This window comes from Acinetobacter sp. FL (genome assembly GCF_040744925.1).
Taxonomy (GTDB): Bacteria; Pseudomonadota; Gammaproteobacteria; order Pseudomonadales; family Moraxellaceae; genus Acinetobacter; species Acinetobacter radioresistens.
Window position 1 is genome coordinate 888,273 of the sequence record NZ_CP160437.1, and the last position, 23,299, is coordinate 911,571.

Consider the following 23,299-nt stretch of genomic DNA (forward strand, 5'->3'; position numbering starts at 1 on the left):
GAGAGAGCAATGAAAATCAATTTAAACCTGTTAAATGAAGTCACTGCTTTTATCTGGACTGAGGCAGATATGCTGGATCATGCTGAATACCAGCAATGGCTTGCTCTCTGGGATGAAGAAGGTAGATATATTATCCCGATTGATCCGGCATTGACTGATTATGAAAATAACCTGAACTATGCCTATGACGATCATCATATGCGTACATTACGTGTTCAGCGTCTGATTAATGGTGAAGCCATTTCAACTTCACCTAAAGCCAATACGGTGCGCAGTATCTCGCGGATACGGATTATTGACGAGCAGGATGACCAGATTGTCCTGCGCTGTGCCCAAAATCTGCGTGAGTTCCGTAAAGAAAACCTGCGTCACTATACGGCAGATGTAACCTATCATCTGATGCGCGATCAGGATAACAGCTTTCGTATTCATCGAAAGATTATCAGCTTGGTCAACTCAACTGATACCTTGGCTGGTATTAGCTATATCCTGTAGGAGCATATAGATGAAACAAGTGGTTTTAGTGACAGGTGCTGCTTCCGGCCTTGGCAATGTAATTGCGGAGCATTTTGCCGGGCAGGGCCATCAGGTTATTCTTTCTGCTAGCACACTGGAAAAAGCTGAAAATGCAAAAAAAAATAGCCGCTTTCCAGAAAATATCTTTCCCCTGAAACTGGATATCTCTGTAGAAACAGATTTTCATAAAGCAGTTGAGTGCATCAGACAGCAATTTAACCAGCTTGATGTCTTGATTAATAATGCCACTGTAACCAAAGCTACTCCTGTACTGGAGATTTCTGCTGCAGATTTTGACTGGATCACCCAGGTAAACCAGCGCGGGACTTTCCAGGCTTGTCAAATTATTGGCAAATACATGGCTGAACAGGGCTATGGCCGGATTATCAATATGGCTTCACTGGCGGGTCAAAATGGGGGGACGGCTACAGGCGCACATTATGCGGCAAGTAAGGGGGCAATCGTAACGCTGACTAAAATTTTCGCCAAGGAGTTCGCGGCCAAAGGCGTGACCGTAAATGCGGTAGCGCCTGGACCGATGGAATCACCCATTGTGCATAGCGTAGTGCCGGATGAAAAGATAGAGCAGTTCATCCAGAATATTCCGGTCAAGGCACTCGGCAGTATGGAGTTTATTGCTGAAACCTGTGCCTTGCTGGCCAGCCCGAATGCCCATTTTGTCACAGGTGCTACCTGGGACATTAATGGTGGATTATTTATGCGATAGCCCTGCGGCTGATGAAGTAAAAGGAGTTTGGAATGACAGCACTTTATGATGTAGTCGTGAAACATCGGCATATCGAAGGCGGTGATATTGCAGTCATGGAATTTGAATCAGCAACCGCCCAGCCTTTACCTAAAGTGGAAGCAGGCGCACATATTGATGTACACCTGCCTAATGGGATGATCCGTCAATATTCACTGTGTCAGGACCCGGCAAAGCAGGGTGTTTTTCGCTTGGGTATATTGAAAGAGCCGGCATCACGTGGTGGCTCGGTCTCGGCATTTGACGATATTCAAAACGGCATGCAGATTCAGGTCAGTGAACCACGTAATTTATTTCCGTTGGTACAGGCTAAACATACTGTGTTGATTGGTGGGGGAATTGGCATTACGCCTCTTATTACCATGGCTTATGAATTGCTGCATCAAGGCGCATCGTTTGAACTGCATTACTGTGGCAGCAGCCCCGAACGCTGTGCTTTCGTAAATGAAATTCGAAATGGTGAACTGGCTGCATTTACCCGGTTTCATTTCAAATCTGAAGGTGCCAGTCACCGCGAATTTTTTCAGTCAGCTATAAAGGATCTTGATCGACAGAGCCATATTTATACCTGTGGTCCGTCCGGGTTTATGGACTGGGTGATTAATCTGGCACAAACCCAGAATTTCCCAGAGCAGCAGATCCATAAAGAATACTTTCAGGTTGATACTGACACCAGCGGTGAAGTGTTTGAAGTTATGGCTCAGCGTAGCGGTAAAATTGTTCTGGTCAATGCCGAAGAAACCATTTTACAGGCCTTAGCCAGAGAAGGTATTGAAATAGAAATGTCCTGTGAGCAGGGTGTATGCGGTACCTGTATGTGTGATGTAATTGAAGGAGAGCCGGATCATCGGGATGTTTATTTTACCGATGAAGAAAAGGCAAGTAATGAACAGATTCTGGTGTGCTGCTCGCGTTCTAAGTCGGCTCGCCTGGTACTGGATATCTGATGACAAAGGAGACAGTCATGGTAGAAACAACAGATTTTCGTAATGGCATGTCATTGCTGACGGGCGCAGTCAATGTAATTACCACAGCAGGGGAAACAGGACGGTTCGGCTTTACCGCATCGGCTGTGTGTAGCGTAACTGACACGCCTCCCACACTTTTGGTCTGCATGAATCGTTCATCAAGTTCTCACTGTCATTTTAAGAATAATGGAATTTTATCGGTCAATGTGCTGGGCGCACATCATCAGCAGATTTCTCAAGCTTTTGCTTCCAGAATACCTATGGACGAACGCTTTACCCATGGAGAATGGACTACACTGCTGACTGGGTCCCCAGTTCTTTCAGATGCGCTGGTCAGTTTCGACTGCCGGATCAGACAAATGAATGATGTTGGGACACATACAATTTTTTACTGTGAGGTTGAGGCCATTAAAATGAATGAGAATAAAGAGAGTTGTCATGGCTTGATATATTTCAATCGCTGTTATCATCATATTGGTCAGCAGGAATACAAGCTTTAATTTATCTTAAATTTGAAAATTACATGGAATAATGAATTTAAATAAGGGTAAAAACTAGTATGGTTACGGATAATTGTGGATTAAAAAAGTCACAACGAATTCCTAGAAAAACTGATAAAAAGTACAATCCTTACCCTATGGTAATCCTGCTCAAGAGAGCACCTTAATTGGGCCAATCATCAACGGTAAACAGGTTAAAAATATCAAGCACCTGATGGATAATGGTATATCCCAAGGTGCAAAACTGGCTTTAAAAGGGGAGATTCAGGGTAATATTATATCTCCGTATATTTTTACTGAAACTGATCCTGAGTCTGTACTTGCCAAGGAAGAAAGCTTTGGTCCGATACTTCCAGTACTCAAAGCTCAAGACGAAACTCATGCACTGTTTCTGGCAAATTATACAGAAAATGGGTTATCGAGTGCTGTATGCACTCAAGATTATGAGCTAGGCTGGAAGTTTGCTTTAGGTATAGAAGCAGGTATGACTCATATCAATGATACTTCAGTAGATGATCAGACCATTGCACCATTTGGTGGAGAAAAAATTCAGGATAGGGACGCTTTAATGACCAGTAGGTAATTGAAGAGTTTACTCCGGTTCACTGGGTAACTTTACAAAAAACACCAAAACAGTATTCTGTATAGATAAGACAGATTTATAGAAGAGGATGATATATTTTTTCCTCTTCTTATTTATAAAATCATTAACCGTCTGTACTGATATTAACTTGGGCTTCAGCAATTAATTTCTCAGCCATCTCACGTGTTTTCTTCAGCCCTGGCATCCGGTATTCTGTATGGCCATAATCCTGAATGGACTTCCAGCGACCTCCCCAGGTAAGCCCTACAGATTCCGCAACCTCTCCATAAATCTGATAACCTCGCATTGCCCAGGGGTCACGTTCGGAAATAACTACTTTACCATTACGTTTGAACGCTACATCTGCGGCTAGACCAAACTGATGATAGCTTTGGTAGCCTTTAGCGCGTGTTGTGTTCGGATTTCCAGCAAGTAAATTCTGTCTTGATGGGCTACGGTAACCTTCCAGCAGAACCAATTCATAATTGTGCTGCTCTTTCATGATTTTAAAAACCATCAGCAAGCGCTGCTTATAACGCGGATTCATTTTCTCCCATTTACGATTAACCATCGTGGTATCCAATAATCCATGATGATGATCAGCTGGATTTTCTATATTAGCAGCACTGACAGAGTTAATGTTCTGTGCCATATAGGCTTGTTCTAGTTGAGAGGCTTCTATAATAGCTTCCTGAATTAATGTTTCATCAACTTCAGGGGGAGAACTCAGTATTTCACCATTGAGCAAAGCATAAATCTGTGGATCAACTTCTTTTAAATAATCCGCTTCTATCCGTGTCGAACTGACAGGTCGGGTAAAGGCAAAAATTAAAATACTGGAAAAAAGTAAAAAACCTGCAAAAAGTATCCACCATTGTTGCAAGTACCAGTGTGACTGTAATTTGTCTGGTGCAGCAGCATGGTGCATATGATGGGCGAACTGTTGAACGTTTAAAAGTTTTTTTCTGCCTTGCGGTAAAAGCATTTTAATAAACTGTGAACCTTGTGCCCGTAGTTCATAAGACATTAAAAAGCCCAGTCCGACTGCTAGGCAAATAAAACAGAAGAAAATTAGAAAAATCATACTAGTTAGGATTCATCTAAGGAAAATGGTTTTTGAGTTACTTTAATTTGTAACGACGCTTTAGGTAGCTCAGGTTCATTTTCCTTAACAGGTATGATTTCCGATTTAGCTTCAATTTTTGCATTAGCAGGAGCAGTTTCTCTTTTTTTAGTTTCCAGATGAGGTGCGGTTTTAGGAATTGTATGAAGATTTTTCACCTCAGCAGCTTTATGTTCAAAAGGTGAAACTCGCGGTGGAGTAGCAGTTGGAGTAACCGGAGGGGGAGTAAATAGCTTGCTGAGTTCACTCTCTTTAGGCTGTATAAAATCATTATCATTATCATTATCATTATCATTAGCTGAGGCTAGTTCTTCTTCAGTAGCCTGAATCTGCTCTTGTGTAACTAACAAAGTTGGCGCGGATTCTGCATGGGCAGTATGCGCTGCTAAAGAAGAGTTACTCTGGGTAAAAGCCTTTTCAGAAGATTCCACTACTGCGGGTGCAGAAGAGTCTCTAAATAAAAAGAGCATGGCTATACCACTGAATAAAATACCTAAAATAAATCCGATCAGAATATATAGAGCAGGTGATAGAGAATTTTTCTTGGATGGCTGCAAGATTCGTAAGGAGGTCGGTTTCTCTTGAATCATTTTAATCTACTAAGGTAAATGGATAGTAATATGAGCTTCTTCTGCAGGTGCTGAAATCACATTCTGATAGGGCAACAAAGCCTGCTGATTTTGTTTGGACAGCATAAAACGTAAACCGGCAAAGGTTAACAGTGCAAAAAGCAGCAGAAAAAACAGAATCCAGAAAAATGGGAGTTCGCGGTGAATAATATGCCTGATCTGGTCTGGAATAGCCGAGAAAGGTGAAAAAGCTGCCTTTTTTCCTTTGAGATAATCGATTTCGTCACCCACCCTGGCTACCAGATGATTGAGACTCTCAATGGATTCAATCCGGTATTTACCCTGAAACCCCAGTAATAGGCAATAATGAAAAACTTCCAGAGCCGCAAGGCGGTCTTTACCACGTCTGCGCAGTTCTTCCAGTATTTCAAAAAAACGGTAACCAGCTAGCTGAGAACCAAATAAGCTCAGCTGTAAGGGGCTAATTAACCATGCATTTTGCAGATTAAAATACGCAGGATCCTGCTGGGTTACAATAGTTTCATCAATCAGTGCGCAAAAAGCATATTTCGCATCTTGAATGTCATCAGCAGAAAAATGCAGTTTTTTGGCCTGCTGTTCAAAGCGGTTAAGCAGGTCCAGAATTTTCTGACGGAACTCAGCCGGATCCCCAGGTAAGTATTGATTTCGAATTAGAAATACAATGTAAAAACCGTCATGCATTAAATCAATCAGGTTAATAGTCTGGACTTTACTCTGTGGCTGACTGGAACTTGGTATACCTGTGCCAATTTTACCATCATCAAAAAGTGAAGGTGCCCCCATAGGATGTTGTGTCATAGCCAGCCTCTCTAAGCGTTTACAACAGCAATCAGTTCAATACTGATGTCTTGAAAGCCAGCAGGAACATAAATACAGATTGCTTCAGACTCAATCATGCGCTGATATAATTCATGATGAGCTTCAATTTCAAAATAACTTACCCCTGAGCGTACTGGAATTGCAGTCGGGACCTGTACAAGATGATGCAGTGGAATAGCCGGTAAGGCTGCAACCACGCGCTGTTCTACATCAACAGTACTACCTACTTTAAATCGTAAAGGAACAATTTGAATCAACTCATGTGTCTGCATCATGCTGCTTGATACAGCAATATAGAGTCGTGTGTCACGATTAATTTTGTCTGATTCTAGGCTACCCAGCCAATAAGATGGGCGAATTTCCTTGAGGGCAATACTAATGTAACGATTAGAAATAATGGTATCGAGTAAATCTCTTAAAATAACATCGAGCTGCTGGAAACTTTCCTGTAGCTGATGGTGTTTATATTGTGGTAAATGTTCAACTTCATAAGCAGTAGAAAAAGTCAGCAATGAGCCTGTCAGCCGTAATAATTCAAAAAAGAGCCGCTCAGGATGAACCTGTGGGTTCTGCAATAAGTGGTTTAATCCTGCATGTGCAGTATTTAGTGCATTTACCAGCCAGAATGAAATAATATCACCCGAACGGAATTCAATGAGTTTCTGCTCGTTTTCACGATTATTGTTCTGAATGGTTTTAATCTTGGCTTTAATTATATTTAGAGTTCGTCTTAAATTAGAAGTTAAGGTTTCTGAGGCTTCAACCTGTAGAATTGGAGGAATAAATTTTCGGTCCAACTCAAATATACCGGAACTTTGTCGTTTTAATTTTCCAACAGGCAAATATAAAAAACCTTCTAATTCTTGATTCGGATGAACATGTGTCTCAAGCAGTTTAAATTCTGCACGACGCCGTAACAAAGTAATATCTGCTGGCATAGCGGTAGTAAACAAATCATGTGTTTCTACCAAATAGTCATGATAACGGCTGGACTGTGACGCCTGTTCATCTGAAACATTCTTCTTGTTTGCCTGTAAGATAGGTAAAGCCAGATAAATTGTCATCTCTCCACGTAGACTTAATTCGTCGAGTAGTACAGGAGCAGGTAACAGATCCTGAGCTGGTGCTTGGTAAATCTCGCCATCTTGCCAGATCATTTCAATATTTTCTAAAGCCAGCACATGTGTGCTGAGCTGAACTTCATCAAACTGCAATTTTTGTATGCCATACGCAAAAGGAATAGTGGCACGAATCGTATGGTTTAAACGTTGCTCATGATAAGAGTCCTGTAGCTGGAAATGCTGAGGGCGTAAAAATAGACCCTCGCCCCAAAGAACTTTTTCTGCTTTAAACATAATTAATTACCAATCTTATTCATATTCATTCTTTGGTTGTACACCCAGTATGTCCTTTACCATCTGTAACGGCTGGTCATCTTTAATCACTTGTGCCAGCCACTCATGTAATGGCATCTGGCTCCATTTAATTGTTTTTTGCAGCATATAGCTGACAGGACTGTGCGGTTCATTAGCTTGAAAATAATCAGCAATATCCTGTAAAACCCGCATAGCCTGCTCACGGTTTGCTATGTGAGATTGAATCTGAGGCTGAAAGGCCAGTGAGTTCTGCAACACAGCTGGCTCCTCAGATATAATCATATGAGGAGTCAAGGGGACAGATTCAGTGACTGTATCTGGTACAGAATGGGTCATGATGCTACCGAAAGCTTCTGCTTTATAGATTTTTCTTAATGTTGCATGAATATCAGCCAAACTTGAGTCAATTGCAGCAAAACTTGGAGCATCTAGCCCCATCAAATTATCTAATACCTGTTTGATTATGTTCCATTGCAGTAAAATCTCACTAAAATGCTGATAATTCTGGTATTGAAAGCTTTTGGAGGTATTAAAAAGTGCCTGTTCGAACTGTTCCAGTTCAGCAGCATGCTCTGTAGAGTAATCTTCATCTACCTGCTTGCGACGAATATTCTGATGATATAAAAAATTTTCATAGTCCAGCAGAGTGTAAAATGGTGCAGTATTGACCAGCGGAACTTTTTTAATTAAAGGTATTAACTGGTTAAGAAGACCCTGTAATAAACCGATACGCTGGTCCAGATCATTATCTTCAATTTCAGGATGTATGGACTGCCAATATTGCTCAAGCATGCGGTGGCTTAATTCCAGCCCTTTCGAAATACCTTCGAAACCAAAAAGATACGCCCAAGCTTCATTAATCCAAGTTAATAGACGAATATCCTTACTTTTGCTTTGTAAAAGATCACTACATTTATTGGATACAAAGTCCCAGTCTGCTTGCTTGCGTTCGGTAATCCAGTCACCCTGATCCAGCAAAAAGTCATCTTGAGTTTTTGCCTTCTTGATTTCGTGAAAATCATTAGAAAAGGAAAAATCCTCTCCACAAGATTTATCTTCACTAATGGGCTCAAGAAAATTTGAGATATTGATACTCATATAATACGTGACTCTTAATTTTTTAAGCTTCTATCTTGGTTTTCTTTACTGTACGTTTCTTTTTTACTTTCTCAATCGGATCAAATCGATAAATAATTTCATCATTTTCAACATCGATTGTAATTTTTTTAGGAAGTTGATGCTCCGCTAATGCTATTAATAAATGCGTGGCCAGAGCCGGCAATATACTAGAATTCAAAATGTTATCTACATTACGCGCTCCACTATCGACTTCGGTGCACCGGCTAAGCAGTAACTCAATCAGATCATTTGAATATTGCACCACAGTTGCATACTGTTTCTCGATGCGGGCAGTAACTTTATTCAGCTTGTGTTCAATGATCTGAACCAGTAAATCATCATGCAGTGGGAAATAGGGCACGATGCGCATACGTCCAATAAATGCAGGCTTAAACTGTTTATACAGGCTTGGTTTTAAATATTCGACCAGCTCTTCGGTACTTGGCCATTGCTGGACTTCCTGACTCAGACAGGCCTGCATAATGGCACTAGATCCTATATTTGAAGTCAGTAAAATAATAGTATTTTTAAAATCGATTACACGGCCTTCACCATCTTCTAGTGTGCCTTTGTCGAAGACCTGATAAAACAATTCCTGCACATCACTATGCGCTTTTTCAATTTCATCAAGTAGGATCACACTATAAGGATTACGACGCACTGCTTCAGTTAGAACTCCACCCTGACCATATCCGACATATCCCGGAGGAGCACCTTTGAGAGAAGAGACGGTGTGGGCTTCTTGATATTCTGACATATTAATAGTAATTAGATGCTGTTCACCACCATAGAGTTCGTGAGCAAGAGCTAAGGCAGTTTCAGTTTTTCCTACACCACTTGGACCGATAAGCAGAAATACACCCTGAGGTTTATTGGGATCTTCAAGTTTAGCTTTTGAAGTTTTAATTCCTTGTACCAGCTGCTCAAGTGCACAACTTTGCCCCATAACACGCTGCGCAAGTTTGTTTTCTAAGGTCAAAATCTGCTTGATTTCGTCATTGATCATATTGCCAACTGGTATACCGGTCCAGTCAGAAATAATTTCATTAATTATCTGGGCGTTAACACGTTCAAAGACCAGAGGCTGTTGTCCCTGCAATGCGTTTAAATCTGCACGTAATCTGGTAATCTCATTTTGAACAGCAGTCTGTTCATCAGTATCCTGTTGTTTAAGCCTTTGAATATTTTTGACCAGTTTCAGCTCTGCTTGCCACTGGTCTTCTGTCTCCTGAATTTCCTGTTGCAGTCTTACCAAACACTGTTCAAGCTCATCTAGGCGTTCATGGTGTATAGAGATCTGGCGATGTTCATTTTGCAGAATCTGTTGTTCCAGTGTCAAATTGTGCAGTTGAGCCTTTAGCTGATCTAGTTTCACTGGCTGAGCATTATGTGTAAGAGCCACCCGTGCCGCAGCAGTATCTAGCACACTAATAGCTTTATCAGGAAGCTGCCGACCACTAATATAACGATGAGATGCCTGTACCGCAGTAATAATTGCCTGATCATCAATTTGCAGGTTAAAGTGAGCCTGCATAACGGGAATCATGGCGCGCAGCATATCAATTGCTACTTCTTCACTGGGCTCTTCTACCTTTACGACCTGAAAACGGCGGCTTAGTGCTGCGTCCTTTTCAAAATACTGTTTATATTCGGCCCAGGTCGTAGCTGCAATTGTACGTAACTCTCCTCGGGCTAAAGCCGGTTTTAAGAGGTTCGCTGCATCATTTTGCCCAGCTTGGCCACCTGCACCGATAAGGGTATGTGCTTCATCAATAAATAAAATAATAGGATGGGGTGAGGCTTGTACTTCCTGAATAACCTGTTTTAACCGGTTTTCAAATTCTCCCTTAACACTTGCTCCTGCTTGCAATAACCCCATATCAAGAACATGAAGCTGTACATTACGTAGCGCCTCTGGAACCAGTCCTTGAGAAATTTTTAGTGCCAGACCTTCCACTACAGCAGTTTTTCCAACTCCCGGTTCACCAGTTAGAATGGGATTATTCTGGCGACGACGCAATAGGATATCCAGCATTAAACGGATTTCATGTTCACGCCCAATCACAGGATCAATTTTACCGGTCTCGGCTTTTACAGACAGATTAATAGTGTACTGATCGAGTGCTGGCGTTTTAATAGCAGGTGATATAGAGGGTATGGTCTCTTGTTGAGTATGGAGATGGTTCTGCTCTGTAGAGCAAGACCGCTCAACTTTATGTTCTGTACTTAATGTACATACTTCCAGAAATTTGTGTTTCATACTGTCGATTGGCAGTAAATCAAACAGACTTGAAGCTCGAGTTGCAATCTGATAAAGATCAGGCGCCGTTAATAGAGCTACCAGTAAGTGTCCACTACGAATAACTGGAATTTGGTCAGCTGAAGCGATTAACCATGCCTGTTCAAATAATCGGATAATTGACTTGGCAAAAATAGGAGTACGAGTATTTCCTTTCGGTAAAGAACAAATAGTTTCCTTTAAATCATTGATTAGATTATCATTAGAAATGTTATATTTTTCTAATAATAACTGTATATCATTGGGCACTTCCTGATTTAATAATTCTATAAATAAATGTTCAATTTCAATTTCATAGTTCTGTAACTTAATACAAAAATTTGCTGATTTTTCTAAGGCTGTACGGGCAGGAAAAGATAATTTTGTAATTAGAATTTTTAAATTACTCATTTATAACTCGCAAATTTTTTGAATATCAAAATCTAGAAAATAATATTAATTTGATATTCTTTTAATATTTTAAATGGATAAAATTATATATTTCAATAACTTGTATGCCATGACTGAATTCTCTTATTATTCTACAATAAAAATGTGAAGTTTGTGTAAAAAAATATACATGTATATTACATAAAATAGCTTGTGGGCAGTTTTCTAGAGGAAATATGGAGATTGTTTAATAAACGTAACTCAACTTGACATTAATCGTAGTTTTTTTGTTAAATTCGGCAAATCTATTTTGTTAATGTATAAAGATTGATAGATAAGTATTTTTTAAAAATAATTTTTAGCCTATCAATTAAAAACTTAAATAAAAAATGAGGCATGTTTTGAAGAAAGGTATTTTAATAGCGCTCCTATTTACAGGTATAAATTTACCAAGTGGAATTAATCTGGCTTATGCAGCAGATAATGTGAACTCCATCAAATTAAAAAGCAAATGTGTTAAGCAGAATCCACTGGCTGCAGGGCAAACAGATCCTGAGTTATTATCAATTTATCAACAAGTTTGTGATAAAAATAATGCTGCGCGTAAAAATGACCTGCTTGTTCAGGCTGCCTTGCGTATGTACGAGTTGAATCAGCCCGTAAATGCACTAGCGCTTGCACAACAACTCAAACAGCAAAATGTTCGAGGTGCAGGTTTAACAGATGTTACCTTTCTTGCAGGAATAGGAATTGCCAAACAGGCCTTACAGGATATGCGTACTAATGAAATGCGGTTCTTGAGTAATGACTTGACTTACCCACCTGCCAAAGAGTTAAGTGATACGATCCGTATGGCTATGCCCGTACCTGAGACGATAAATACCAAAGCTATTACTGATGAGACGATAAAAACTCGCGAAGCGCGTTCAGTAGTAAAGTCAACCAAACGTACCACCACAGCAAAGCCTTCCCGTAATAGCAACATTCGTACAGCGCCGGTGAAAGCCCGCCAAAGTACAGCAACTAAACAGCCAAATTCAGCAAGTATAAGTAAAACTGGCACGAATCCATTTGAATCACTTAAATAAATTATTCGGAATACAACATTATGGCGAAAAGAGAAAGCGTACAGAAAAAGCTTCAGCGGATTCGTCCACCACGTGTTCAGCTCACTTACGACGTTGAAATTGGTGATGGTAAAGAAGCCAAAGAATTACCTTTTGTAGTTGGAGTAGTAGGGGATTTTTCTGCTGCTTCTGAACTGGAAAAGACTAAATTAAAAGATAAGAAATTCATTAATGTTGATCTGGATAACATTGATGAAGTCATGGAGTCACTTGCTCCACGTGCTGCTTTTCAGGTAAATAACACTCTGACTGAGGAGGGCGGCCGCATGTCTGTAGAATTGATATTTAAGTCTATGGAGGATTTTCGGCCGGAGCAGGTGGCTCAGCAGGTAGGACCTTTGCGCAAACTTGTGGAAGCGCGTGAACGTTTGACAGATTTGCGTAACAAGATATCCAATAGTGAAAAGCTTGAAGACTTACTGGATGAAGTACTTAAAAGTACTGACCAGATACGTAAACTGAGCGCGGAGGCTGAACATGAATAATACTCAGGCAGCTACTGCATTTGCTCTGGAAAATGAACCAGTCAATCTGCTGGACTCTATTGTTGAACAAAGCCGCATTGCGCGAAATGAAGAAGAACATGACCGTGCTAAAAGCCTGATTGGCGAGCTAGCAAAAGAAGTAATGGCAGGAACCATTACAGTATCTGAAAATATGACGCTTTCAATTGACAAGCGTATTGCAGAAATTGATGCACTGATTTCCGGCCAGCTTAGCCAGATCATGCATAATGAACAATTTCAGAAGATCGAGTCGACTTGGCGCGGGTTATATTATTTTTGCCAAGAAACACCTTCTAATCCGATGATCAAAATCCGGATGCTGAATACTACTAAGAAGGAACTGGTAAAAGATTTTCAGGGCGCAACTGATTTTGACCAGAGCACATTGTTTAAAAAGATTTATGAAGAGGAATATGGCTCCTTCGGTGGTGCTCCATATGCAGCCCTGATCGGTGATTTTGAATTTGACCGTACTCCTTCAGACATGTATCTGCTTGAGCAGATCTCTCATATCGCTGCTGCAGCACATGCACCTTTTATTTCCGCAGCCAGTCCAAGTATTCTGGGTCTTGAATCATTTACTGATATTGACCGTCCAAGAGATGTCTCCAAAATTTTTGAAACTGCTGAATATGTACAATGGCGTTCCTTCCGGGATAGTGAAGATGCGCGTTATGTTGCTCTAACTATGCCACGCGTATTGGGACGTTTGCCTTATCATCCTAAAGAGGGTACTGCAACAGAGGGTTTTAATTTCGCTGAGGAAGTATCTGGTCAGCATCATGACGAATATTTATGGATGAATGCAGCCTATGCATTCGGTACGCGTCTGACAAATGCTTTTGATTTATATGGTTGGTGTGCAGCAATTCGCGGTGTAGAGGGCGGTGGCCTGGTAGAAGGACTGCCTGTGCACACTTTTAAGACCCCAGATGGCGAAGTGTTACTCAAGTGCCCAACAGAAATAGCCATTACTGACCGACGTGAAAAAGAGTTAAGCGACCTTGGTTTTATCCCGCTGGTTCACTGCAAAAATACAGATTATGCAGCTTTCTTTGGTGCCCAGTCAGCTCAGAAACCAAAAAAATATGACAACGATACAGCTAATGCAAATTCTGCACTGTCTAGCCAGATCCAATACATCATGGCCGTATCACGTATTGCTCACTATCTAAAAGCAATGATGCGCGACAAGGTCGGCAGCTTTGCTTCGGCAGGTAATGTAGAGGCATTTCTAAATGAATGGCTATCCCAGTACGTATTACTTGATGATGGTGCATCACAAGAAGCCAAGGCACAGTATCCACTTCGTGAAGCATCAGTAAAAGTTGTAGAAGATCCGGCGCAACCGGGGCACTACAAGTCGGTGGTCTTTTTAAGACCGCATTTCCAGCTGGATGAGTTGTCTGTTTCTTTGCGACTCGTGACTGAATTACCCCAGTCTTCCAACTAAAAAGAACCTAACCACATAATAACTTTAAATTAAAAGAGGAAGTTTATTAAATGAAAGATATTTATATCGAATTTAGAGGTAAATATAAAGTAGATGGTGAGTCACGTGACAGTGAGCATAAGGGATGGCTTGAGGTTAACTCTTGGTCTCATAATATTCGTCAGCCTAAATCTGCAACTTCAAGTAGTGTAGGGGGGCATACGGCTGAACGTGTTGAGCATTCAGACATGATATTTGTAAAAGATCTGGATGCAACCAGCCCTAAATTATGGGAAGCATGTTCTGCGGGCTATACCTTTGATGAAGTACAGATTGACTTTTATCGGGCCAATGGCGATAAACGTATTAAATATCTGCAAATCAAGTTAAAGCATGTACTTGTTTCAAGCGTAACACCCACTGTAAATGAAGAGGGTGTGCCAACAGAAGCGTTTGGTCTGAAATATGCCGCTGTTGAGTGGACTTATAACCAACAGGATATTAATGGTACAGCAAAAGGCGCAGTTACTAAGAAATGGTCACTTTCTAATAATACAGCATCTTACGCTGCATAATAGTCAAGTGATTACCCTGAATAGAGGTTAACACCTGGTTAACCTCTATTTCTATTAAGCTTTTATTTATAACTAAAAAATGAATCTAGACCATTTATACCCTTATGGATTCCGTTCGACATTGTTTGATCGCCTGATTCCAGAGCAAGACCGCTATTTACAGGGACTTTCAATCCAGCAGTTACGGGAATCTGTTGCTCATGATCTAGAAGATTTATTAAACAGCCGTGTGGCAAAATTTGATCAAGAGATGACAGCTTATCCACTGGCCCGTAAATCTGTTTTACAGTTTGGGATTATTGACTTTGTGGGACTTTCTACCGCTAATCCACTGGATCGGGAGACAATTTGTCATTCTATCGAGCAGTCTATTGAAGCACATGAGCCACGTCTTAAGCAGGTCAAAGTAGAAATGTTACTTGATGGGCATAATATGGGGTCACTTTGCTTGAGTATTCAGGCTTATTTAAATATTTATCCTCTATATGAACCTGTACTTTTTGATGCTTTATTAAAACCAACAACACAACAATACGTTATCTCTGCAAGAACTTAATGTGGGCCTCCTGTGATAGAACAACTCTTACCGTATTATGAAAAGCAATTACAAGAATTCAGTCAGCAATCACGAGAGTTTGCACAGAAGTATCCTAAAATTGCCCAGCGTTTATCATTAAATCAAGAACAGATTGATGATCCGCATATTGAACGGTTAATTCAGGCTTTTTCTTTAATTGCAGCTCGGATTGATAAAAAGCTTGAAGATAGTTATGACGTATTTACTCGGGCATTATTTGAAGTAATGTTTCCGCAGTATTTGCGGCATTTTCCAGCCTGTACGATAGTAAGTTTTGAAGACGAAAATAAAATCAGACAGTTGACTGGCCGACATATTATTCCTAAAAAGACAACCCTGAAGTCGCGCAGTTTTAGAGGGGTACAGTGTGAGTTTAATACCAGTCAACAGGTAATATTGCTTCCTGTTGCCTTAAGTCAACTTGAATTTAAAACATCACCAACTGCACATATACATTTAAGCCAGAATGCAAGCTTGAGCTTAAAATTTGACATTTTTAATAATGCACAAGCTGTTCTGATACAGGAAAGATTACCTATCTACCTGGATGCAATCTCAAATTTCCCTTTACAGGTTTTAGACAGTATTTTTAGGCCTGAGACTGGATTTGCCTTGCGAATTGGTCAACAGATCTTAAAAATAGATAACCCTTTTAGTATCATAGGTTTTGCAGAAGAAGAATGCCTATTACCAGTAGATCAGCATACCCATCATGCCTATCGTCTACTGATGGAATATTTTTGTTTTCCTGAAAAATTTAATTATTTAAATCTTGATCTTGGTATTTTAAAAGGCCGTATTCAGCAGTATGAGAGTTTTGAGGTTCTAATTTATTTTAAGCTGAATCTGAATGACCAATCAATGATTCGTAATTATTCTGAACTGAATGTTGCAAATTTTAAGCTGTTTACTTCACCAGCCATCAACCTGTTTGAAAAGCAAGCTGAACCACAGAAAATCACTCATACCCAGCTATATTATCCATTAATTACGGATACACATCATCCTGAATCTTATCAAGTATATTCAATTCTTGAAATGAATATGGTGCGTGAGAAAACCAATCAGGAGCAGGTCTATACTAGTGTTTTACCATTTTTTGCTATCAGCCACTATAAAAATGAACAGGTACAGTTTTTTTATGCGCTGGATTATCAGCCAATACAAACCAACTTTGTCGAGATGCGCTACTCAATCATCTCTAAACATTTAAAACCCTTTGAGATTAAATCTGATTTTATCAGTATCCGTTTATTATGTTCGAACCGTGATTTAGCTCATGAGGCATTAAGCCAGTCTAATAATATTTTAAATCTGAATGATAGCAGTCTGGCACGCCGGGCATTAATACTTAAACGTCCAACGGTACCTTATAGTTTCGATCAGAATAAAACTGAACAGTGGCGTATTATTTCTCATCTTTCACTGAATACGCTAGCTTTAATGAAAGGCGACAGCCTAAGCCATGTTAAGGAATTGCTTGCATTATATAATCTGCCGTCTTCTAAAGAAAATCACTTAATTATTAATGCAATTGATCAATTAGAGTTTTCATTAACCCATAAACTGGTTGATGCAAAACCTTTTCCCATGTTTATTCGGGGTGTTAAAGCAGAGTTAAGTATAAATAGCAGTGTCTTCAGGGGCCATAGTTTATATATATTCAGTTATTTACTTAGTCATATCTTTAATTTGAAGGTCCAGATCAACAGCTTCGTTGATGTGGTAATCACAGACAGTTTAAGTCAGCAGGAGTTATACCAATGCGTGCAGAACGTTGGTGGCAAAACTCTTCTGTAATTGACCAGTTATTTAATAAAGCAGGTACTTTTGAGTTTATTCAGACAACACGTCTGTTGAGACATGTTCCGTATTTACGCGGCAATTCTGCGTGGGCAGATACTTTTAAGTTTGAACCTGCTTTTAATCTAAGTTTCCCTGCATCAGAAGTGGAGCAATTGGAATTTAAAGAGCAGCACCTGCATTTGACTAATCTGGTAGTAGGACTTACTGGTGTTCAGGGTGCTTTACCTTATGCTTATACCTGTAAGGTTAAACAGGGTACCCGGCAGCAACGTCTGGAAGTGAAAGAGTTTTTGGGCTTATTTAATCATAAACTGGCCGCACAGTACGTAGATTCGAGTATTAGCTATAATTTACCTATACGTTATGAAGTTGAACAGGAAAACCGCTATCTGGATATCTTGCATGCATTAAATGGTTATATTCGTACCCAGCATCAGCAAACTGAGCTGGACGAGTATTTTGCGGAATTCGCGGGCCTGATGCAGGGACAGAATAATACTCCTCATGCGCTGAAAACCATGCTGAGCTGTATCTTTAAGCAGAACATACATATACGGGAATTCATCAGGGAAACCTTTAAATTAGCCGATGAACAAAAAACCCGTCTCAATAGTCACAAACCCAGCCTTTTGGGACTAAATACATTTTGTGGCGATACCGTTCAGCAGGTTGATGGAAAAATTGAAATACAGATAGGCCCTATGAAACGGGCACAGTATCTGGAATTTTTACCACAGCAGCCGCTTTACATAAAACTTAAACGTCTGGTGCAGTCTTGGTGTAGTCCAACATTATTTATTGATGTGCGATTAATCTTGGACCGGAGTGAAATTGAGGCCACGCATCTGGAGCATCAACAGTCTGCTGGTCTGGGACAAGGTAGTTTTCTGATGCCACCGGAGCAACCCCAGCATAACTATGAAACCTGCTATAGTCTGATAGGAGCGGTTTCATGTTGAAAAAAAGCCTGGCGACTTTTATTGGTGTATTTTTAACGCTAAGTAGTTTGATCATTCTGTACTGGAGAGATGTTCAATATGAGCCAGAACGTCAGGATTTCCTGGTCTATTTCGGGCTTTTACCTCTTGCTATAACATGTTTTTTACTCTCGCCATGGTTGATTTATCGAGCTTATCAGGGCTATCAGAGTAAAAAAAAGCAGGCTGAATTGGCACAACAGAAAGCACAAGAAGCACCAAGTACTCAGGTGACGCAACAGATTGAATGGCTAAAGCTGAACATTTATGCTGCGCATGTTTACAGTGCTTTAGGTGAAGATGGAGCCATTCTTGAGCAGTTAAAAGAATATACAAGTCCTGAACTGGACCTGAAATTACAAAATAGCAATGGGCTGCCAATTCTCTCTTACCGTATTGAAGAGCTGGATGAAAAACTTGGACCGGAGCAAAATGAAGATGGGCTTACCACATTTTCGGTACGTCAACAACGTATTATGGCTTTAGTAGAGCACCAGCTTGAAAAAAATGTTGAGGTACTTCTTCAGGTTGCTGAACATCTAAAATACTCTAGTCTGTTCTATGAAACTCAACAAATTCATGACTACCGTATGCATCCTGCCTGGATAGATCCAGGCGCAGAATATGATCCAGATGAAGTTGCTGTACCAGAACTTAAACAGGTGGAAAGACTCGATCGTCTTAATCTGCATATTCTTTTATCTGAAGATTTACAGCGCGTCTGGAACGAAACGGCTCACCAAAACCGGTTACAGGAGTTTTTCAGTAATCTTGGCATTATTCCGCAAAAAATACATCTGGAATATCATTTTCTTGGCGCAGAAACGGTAGTACATGATTTTTTAATTTTATTGAAACAGCAGCAGGATCAGACCCAAGAAATTTCTCTGATCATTAGTGCTGATTCTGAAATTGATCAGGAGATAATTGATGAGCGCATCTGGATCTCTGACCATTATCTGCCAGCAGAATTTTCGAGCAGCTGTTGTATAGCATCTACAAAGGTCAATTTTGAACAGCTGTTACCTTTAAAAAGGTTAGTGCTGGCTATAAACCAGAATCAGGTCAGACATATTCTGGAAGAACTGAATATTGATGAACTACCACAGTATAAAAATGAAGAACCTTTTGTGGTGGTGCTTGATGATATCACACAGATCAAGACATTAAAGAGAATAGAGCAATATTTTGAGCAGAGTCCGATTGAGCCACACCACTATTTATACTGTAGAGCAAGTTTAGGCCATACACAAAATCTGGAAAAAATTTATGGAATGATGCTTGGTATGTTACTGCCGCCGGAACAGGTCGCTGTGGTATTTGGACAGGATATACAGGCAATTATCCAAGATATTCCTGAGGAGATAGGACCTCGGGAAGCAATAACTGATAGCTGATTAATTATTTTTAGAAATACGAGAACTCAATGTATATCATTTTAGGTTACTTGTGGCAGTACATTACCAATCCTAGGGCTATTATTGCCTTATCATTGTTTGTTGCTCTGGTATCATCTTACTCTGTTTTACCACGACACATTTTCTGGGCACTGGCAGCCAGCTACATGCTGGGACTTATTTGCTATGGTATTTACTGGCTAGTACAGCGCAGACGTCATACGGTGCAAGGGGAAGAACTTGCTAATGCAATTCAGCAGGATACAAAAGCCGAGTATGGCCAGCAAAAAAATAAAGAAGAACTTCAACTGATTAACCAGCAGATGAAAGATTCTATCCAGTTAATTCGCAAGTCAAAGCTGGGAGATAAAAAAGGTAATGCCGCACTTTATGAATTACCTTGGTATATGGTTATTGGTAATCCGGCAGCAGGCAAGAGTTCAGCAATTTACAATTCGGGGTTAAAGTTTCCATTTGAGGAGACGCACCAGAAAATGATTTCAGCAGGTTTAAGCGGCACACGGAACTGTGACTGGTTCTTCTCTACAGAAGGCGTTTTACTGGATACTGCTGGACGTTATTCTGTCTATGCAGAAGATCATTCTGAATGGCTGGGTTTTCTTAATATTCTCAAAAAGAATCGCTCTAAGGCACCAGTAAATGGGCTCATTGTTATTGTCAGTATTGCTGAATTGATTGGTCAGAGCCCAGAAAATTCACTTAAACTGGCAAAAAACTTGCGCGCCCGAATTCAGGATTTAACCGAGCGTTTGGAAGTAGTGGTGCCAGTATATCTGGTCTTTTCAAAAATGGATCTGATCGCAGGTTTCACTGAGTTTTTTGATTGTTATGAAGCACAAGAATATAACCAGGCTTGGGGTGCAACTCTGCCGTATGAACAGAATTCATCACAAAATGCGGTTGAGCTTTTCGAACACCATTACAATTTACTTTACAATGGATTAAAGGGGGTCAGTACGACGCATCTGAGTCGTCGTCATTCACAGAATATTTCACCAAGTGTAATGACATTCCCGCTCGAGTTTAAAACTTTAAAACCGGCATTAAAAAGCTTTATCAGCACATTGTTTGAAGATAATCCTTATCAGTTTCAGCCCGTATTCCGGGGGTTTTATTTCACCAGTGCCTTGCAAGAAGGTATAATTGAAAGTCCGATGACAAAGCAGATTGCACAGGAATTTCATCTTTCTCAAATTCCTCAAGCTGAACCTGGTGATCATAACATTGCTCCACAGAATCATGGATATTTTCTGAAGGGACTATTTTCTAATATTATTTTAAAAGATAAAAATCTGGTAAAACAGCATATTAATCCAGGCAGAAAACGTCAGCGCTATCTGGCATTTATAGGAGCTCTGCTTGGTGTATCTATTATTCTCGGTTTATGGGTATGGTCATATCGTAACAACCAGCAGTTGATTGCAGATGTGCAGGCTGATTTAGATAAAGTGGTACATTTAGAAAAGGCTTCTGGTCAGCAGCTTTCTACGCAGCTTGAGGCTCTACTCATCTTGCAGGAGCGTTTACAGCAGCTCGATGAGTTTGATGAACATCGCCCTTTAAAGTTCCGCTTTGGCCTGTATCAGGGAAACCAACTCCGTGAGACTTTAAAGGCTGAGTATTTAAAAGGTATTCGTCAGATTGTGTTGCAGCCCACCCAGCAAAATATTGCGCAATATTTGCAGCGGGTTAAAAATAATGAAGAAACACTTAAAGCTAATCATATCAATGTTGAAGTCAAGCAGGTGGCTAAGACTGGGCAATATCTGGAACCTTTAGATACCAATCCACAAGATGCTTATAATGCTTTGAAAGCTTATCTGATGATGAGCAACCCGCAATATATGGATGCAGGGCATTTAAGTGATCAGGTTACGCGTTTCTGGCGGTCATGGGTGGATGCTAACCGTGGTCAAATGTCTCGGGGAGATATGATCCAGCAGGCTGAACAGGTACTCTCTTATGCTATGACATTAACTGGTGATCAGCAGTTTCCGGTACTTGATGCAGATACTCAGCTGGTAGATCAGACCCGTCAGGTCTTATTGTCTGTCATTCGCGGTATGCCTGCACGTGACCGTGTCTATAATGAAATCAAAATGCGTGCGGCTGTACGCTTTCCTGCCTTAACAGCAGGCCAGATTGTTGGCGAAAATAATAAAGGTGCTGTGCTCGGCAGTTATGCTCTTCCAGGCGTTTTTACCCAAAAGGCATGGGATGAATATGTTAGTAGTGCAATTGATGAAGCAGCCAATAAACCGATAGATAGTAAAGACTGGGTACTCAACAGCCGTCAGTCAGATGACCTGACTTTCTCTGGCAGTCCAGAGCAGATCCGTAAGCAGCTAGTTGCTCTCTACAAGCAGGAATATATTGCAGAGTGGAAAAAATTCCTGAATGGTATTTATTATGCAAAAGCTCCCCAGTTTAGTCAGCAGTCTAAAAATATTGACTTACTGGGTGAACCACAGAACTCACCAATCCGTATTCTATTTGAGCGTATTGCTATTGAAACAAATTGGGATAACCCGGTAGTACAGGCTGAACTGGCTGTGCCACAAAAAGGTTTTATTGCCTGGTTTAAACGTAAAGTGTTAAACCGCAGTGATGCGCAAATGTCACAACAGGTATCAAATAAAGCTCAAGGACCAATCTCACAGGAATATCAGATGTTCTATCAACTGGTACGTAAACGTGACGATCAGCAGAATAAATCCTTGCTTGATGAATACATGCAGAATCTTGCCCAGGTGCGAAGTAAATTTAATGACCTGAAGAATGCTGGTGAAATTGGTCCGAGTGCTATGGCACTGGTTAAACAGACTATCAGTGATCAGAACTCAGTTTTTAATACTGCACAAAAGCATATTGATGAGAGAATGCTGGTAGGACTGAACGATATTGATCAGCAGATGATACAGAAACTTTTAGTGAGTCCTTTGACCCAGTCTTTTGCCAGCCTGATTACACCTGCACAAGAAGAGATTAATAAGCTTTGGATAATTCAGGCATATCAGCCATTTCAAGCGAACTTAAGCCAAAAATATCCATTTAATTCCTCTGTCTCATTACAAGCTACCAGTAATGAAATCGGGCAAATTTTTGGGGATACCGGTAGTATTGCCCGTTTTGTAAAAGAAATATTAGACCCCTTGGTCATTCGCCGTGGTTATACTTTAACGTCCAAAACCTGGAAAGATTTGGGTATTAGCCTGAATCCACAATTTGTCCTAAACTTTCAGCGTTATGTTGCTCCAATCAATGGTATGGCAACAGGTACACTTGACCAGCCGACTGCTACGCCCGCAGCGAACCAGTCGAATTTCCAGTTCTATCCATTACAGAATCCACAGCTTCTGTCCTATACCATCGATATTGATGGTCAACGTATGCTCTATGAAAATGGGATTCAGCAGTGGGTAAACTTTGTCTGGCCGAACCGTAGTGCAATTCCTGGAGCGCGTATTACTGCTGTAGACCTGCAAGGGCAAACCCATACAATTTTTGATGAGCCAGGTGAATATGGCATTAATCGCCTGATCGATTCTGCTCAGCGTAAGGAGCAAAATGGCAGCTTTGAAATGGTATGGCGCAGTAAAACTGATCCATCGGTATTTGTAAAAGTGAATTTCCGCCTGATTAGTGGAAGCAGTTCAGGAGGAATCGGTTCAAGCCGTGGATACTCAGGTTTGCAGCTGGTCGATAAAGTCACAACTGACAAGGCAGTACGAGTTGTTTCTGCACAGCCTGCACCGGCAGTATCTGCAGTTGGACTAAAACCAGCTGGATCTGCTGTCGTACCGCAGACAGGAGGTACTTCCTGATGCAAGAG

The 23,299-nt window shown here is 40.6% G+C and carries 20 protein-coding genes; 14 read left to right on the forward strand and 6 right to left on the reverse strand.

Annotation, left to right across the window (positions count from 1 at the left end; all coding sequences use genetic code 11):
* Positions 1-9 precede the first annotated feature (9 nt).
* The 5 genes from ABZP31_RS04050 to ABZP31_RS04070 all read left to right on the forward strand — a co-directional run bounded on the left by ABZP31_RS04050 (position 10) and on the right by ABZP31_RS04070 (position 3,333).
* Entirely contained in the window at positions 10-495 is a 486-nt protein-coding gene (locus ABZP31_RS04050) for an aromatic-ring-hydroxylating dioxygenase subunit beta (RefSeq protein WP_017400905.1), read from the forward strand.
* A 10-nt stretch (positions 496-505) separates the two neighbouring features.
* Positions 506-1,243: an SDR family NAD(P)-dependent oxidoreductase gene (locus ABZP31_RS04055; RefSeq protein ID WP_017400906.1), complete on the forward strand. Its 738-nt coding sequence runs from the start codon at positions 506-508 to the stop codon at positions 1,241-1,243.
* A gap of 32 nt (positions 1,244-1,275) precedes the next feature.
* On the forward strand, positions 1,276-2,229 hold the full coding sequence (locus tag ABZP31_RS04060) for a PDR/VanB family oxidoreductase (RefSeq protein ID WP_017400907.1): 954 nt from the start codon (positions 1,276-1,278) through the stop codon (positions 2,227-2,229).
* Positions 2,230-2,246: 17 nt separating this feature from the next.
* Positions 2,247-2,750, forward strand: coding sequence for a flavin reductase (locus tag ABZP31_RS04065; RefSeq protein ID WP_005025161.1), 504 nt, complete (start codon positions 2,247-2,249; stop codon positions 2,748-2,750).
* Between the two features lie 178 nt (positions 2,751-2,928).
* Positions 2,929-3,333 (forward strand): aldehyde dehydrogenase family protein, encoded by a 405-nt coding sequence (locus tag ABZP31_RS04070; RefSeq protein WP_227548701.1) that lies wholly within the window; start codon positions 2,929-2,931, stop codon positions 3,331-3,333.
* Positions 3,334-3,457: 124 nt separating this feature from the next.
* Here ABZP31_RS04070 and ABZP31_RS04075 read toward each other — a convergent pair whose 3' ends face one another.
* The 6 genes from ABZP31_RS04075 to tssH all read right to left on the reverse strand — a co-directional run bounded on the left by ABZP31_RS04075 (position 3,458) and on the right by tssH (position 11,070).
* Positions 3,458-4,417, reverse strand: coding sequence for a M15 family metallopeptidase (locus ABZP31_RS04075; protein ID WP_016801175.1), 960 nt, complete (start codon positions 4,415-4,417; stop codon positions 3,458-3,460).
* A 5-nt stretch (positions 4,418-4,422) separates the two neighbouring features.
* Positions 4,423-4,926: a hypothetical protein gene (locus ABZP31_RS04080; protein WP_227548693.1), complete on the reverse strand. Its 504-nt coding sequence runs from the start codon at positions 4,924-4,926 to the stop codon at positions 4,423-4,425.
* A gap of 129 nt (positions 4,927-5,055) precedes the next feature.
* Positions 5,056-5,865: a type IVB secretion system protein IcmH/DotU gene (gene icmH / locus ABZP31_RS04085; RefSeq protein WP_017400909.1), complete on the reverse strand. Its 810-nt coding sequence runs from the start codon at positions 5,863-5,865 to the stop codon at positions 5,056-5,058.
* A gap of 11 nt (positions 5,866-5,876) precedes the next feature.
* Positions 5,877-7,241 (reverse strand): type VI secretion system baseplate subunit TssK, encoded by a 1,365-nt coding sequence (gene tssK / locus ABZP31_RS04090; RefSeq protein WP_367156915.1) that lies wholly within the window; start codon positions 7,239-7,241, stop codon positions 5,877-5,879.
* 15 nt (positions 7,242-7,256) lie between these two features.
* Complete coding sequence (gene tssA, locus ABZP31_RS04095) at positions 7,257-8,360, reverse strand: type VI secretion system protein TssA (protein ID WP_005025173.1); 1,104 nt, start codon at positions 8,358-8,360, stop codon at positions 7,257-7,259.
* Positions 8,361-8,382: 22 nt separating this feature from the next.
* On the reverse strand, positions 8,383-11,070 hold the full coding sequence (gene tssH, locus ABZP31_RS04100) for a type VI secretion system ATPase TssH (RefSeq protein ID WP_106438622.1): 2,688 nt from the start codon (positions 11,068-11,070) through the stop codon (positions 8,383-8,385).
* 380 nt (positions 11,071-11,450) lie between these two features.
* Between tssH and ABZP31_RS04105 the strand changes: the two genes are divergently transcribed.
* The 9 genes from ABZP31_RS04105 (at position 11,451) to tssM (ending at position 23,291) form a co-directional block, all read left to right on the forward strand.
* Complete coding sequence (locus ABZP31_RS04105) at positions 11,451-12,137, forward strand: hypothetical protein (RefSeq protein WP_005025177.1); 687 nt, start codon at positions 11,451-11,453, stop codon at positions 12,135-12,137.
* Between the two features lie 20 nt (positions 12,138-12,157).
* Complete coding sequence (tssB, locus tag ABZP31_RS04110; RefSeq protein WP_284909005.1) at positions 12,158-12,661, forward strand: type VI secretion system contractile sheath small subunit; 504 nt, start codon at positions 12,158-12,160, stop codon at positions 12,659-12,661.
* A complete protein-coding gene (gene tssC / locus ABZP31_RS04115; RefSeq protein ID WP_005015197.1) occupies positions 12,654-14,135 on the forward strand; it encodes a type VI secretion system contractile sheath large subunit in 1,482 nt (493 codons plus the stop codon). Before tssB ends, tssC begins: the two co-directional genes overlap by 8 nt.
* Before the next feature lie 50 nt (positions 14,136-14,185).
* A complete protein-coding gene (locus ABZP31_RS04120; RefSeq protein WP_005015188.1) occupies positions 14,186-14,689 on the forward strand; it encodes a type VI secretion system tube protein Hcp in 504 nt (167 codons plus the stop codon).
* Between the two features lie 79 nt (positions 14,690-14,768).
* Positions 14,769-15,245: a type VI secretion system baseplate subunit TssE gene (gene tssE, locus ABZP31_RS04125; protein ID WP_005015186.1), complete on the forward strand. Its 477-nt coding sequence runs from the start codon at positions 14,769-14,771 to the stop codon at positions 15,243-15,245.
* Positions 15,246-15,257: 12 nt separating this feature from the next.
* Positions 15,258-17,066: a type VI secretion system baseplate subunit TssF gene (tssF, locus tag ABZP31_RS04130; protein ID WP_262475622.1), complete on the forward strand. Its 1,809-nt coding sequence runs from the start codon at positions 15,258-15,260 to the stop codon at positions 17,064-17,066.
* Positions 17,030-18,031, forward strand: a complete 1,002-nt coding sequence (tssG, locus tag ABZP31_RS04135) for a type VI secretion system baseplate subunit TssG (RefSeq protein WP_005025188.1) — start codon at positions 17,030-17,032, stop codon at positions 18,029-18,031. The genes tssF and tssG overlap by 37 nt, the downstream gene beginning before the upstream one ends.
* A complete protein-coding gene (locus tag ABZP31_RS04140; protein WP_262475620.1) occupies positions 18,025-19,446 on the forward strand; it encodes a hypothetical protein in 1,422 nt (473 codons plus the stop codon). The genes tssG and ABZP31_RS04140 overlap by 7 nt, the downstream gene beginning before the upstream one ends.
* A gap of 29 nt (positions 19,447-19,475) precedes the next feature.
* Positions 19,476-23,291: a type VI secretion system membrane subunit TssM gene (gene tssM / locus ABZP31_RS04145; RefSeq protein WP_262475618.1), complete on the forward strand. Its 3,816-nt coding sequence runs from the start codon at positions 19,476-19,478 to the stop codon at positions 23,289-23,291.
* Positions 23,292-23,299: the final 8 nt, after the last annotated feature.

Coding starts and splice junctions, on each gene's coding strand:
- tssK (WP_367156915.1), bottom strand. CDS start 7,241: ATGTTTAAAGCAGAAAAAGTTCTTTGGGGCGAGGGTCTATTTTTACGC.
- tssE (WP_005015186.1), top strand. CDS start 14,769: ATGAATCTAGACCATTTATACCCTTATGGATTCCGTTCGACATTGTTT.
- tssM (WP_262475618.1), top strand. CDS start 19,476: ATGTATATCATTTTAGGTTACTTGTGGCAGTACATTACCAATCCTAGG.
- tssG (WP_005025188.1), top strand. CDS start 17,030: ATGCGTGCAGAACGTTGGTGGCAAAACTCTTCTGTAATTGACCAGTTA.
- ABZP31_RS04080 (WP_227548693.1), bottom strand. CDS start 4,926: ATGCTCTTTTTATTTAGAGACTCTTCTGCACCCGCAGTAGTGGAATCT.
- ABZP31_RS04065 (WP_005025161.1), top strand. CDS start 2,247: ATGGTAGAAACAACAGATTTTCGTAATGGCATGTCATTGCTGACGGGC.
- tssA (WP_005025173.1), bottom strand. CDS start 8,360: ATGAGTATCAATATCTCAAATTTTCTTGAGCCCATTAGTGAAGATAAA.
- ABZP31_RS04075 (WP_016801175.1), bottom strand. CDS start 4,417: ATGATTTTTCTAATTTTCTTCTGTTTTATTTGCCTAGCAGTCGGACTG.
- tssC (WP_005015197.1), top strand. CDS start 12,654: ATGAATAATACTCAGGCAGCTACTGCATTTGCTCTGGAAAATGAACCA.
- tssH (WP_106438622.1), bottom strand. CDS start 11,070: ATGAGTAATTTAAAAATTCTAATTACAAAATTATCTTTTCCTGCCCGT.
- tssB (WP_284909005.1), top strand. CDS start 12,158: ATGGCGAAAAGAGAAAGCGTACAGAAAAAGCTTCAGCGGATTCGTCCA.
- ABZP31_RS04055 (WP_017400906.1), top strand. CDS start 506: ATGAAACAAGTGGTTTTAGTGACAGGTGCTGCTTCCGGCCTTGGCAAT.
- ABZP31_RS04120 (WP_005015188.1), top strand. CDS start 14,186: ATGAAAGATATTTATATCGAATTTAGAGGTAAATATAAAGTAGATGGT.
- ABZP31_RS04050 (WP_017400905.1), top strand. CDS start 10: ATGAAAATCAATTTAAACCTGTTAAATGAAGTCACTGCTTTTATCTGG.
- icmH (WP_017400909.1), bottom strand. CDS start 5,865: ATGACACAACATCCTATGGGGGCACCTTCACTTTTTGATGATGGTAAA.
- ABZP31_RS04140 (WP_262475620.1), top strand. CDS start 18,025: ATGTTGAAAAAAAGCCTGGCGACTTTTATTGGTGTATTTTTAACGCTA.
- ABZP31_RS04060 (WP_017400907.1), top strand. CDS start 1,276: ATGACAGCACTTTATGATGTAGTCGTGAAACATCGGCATATCGAAGGC.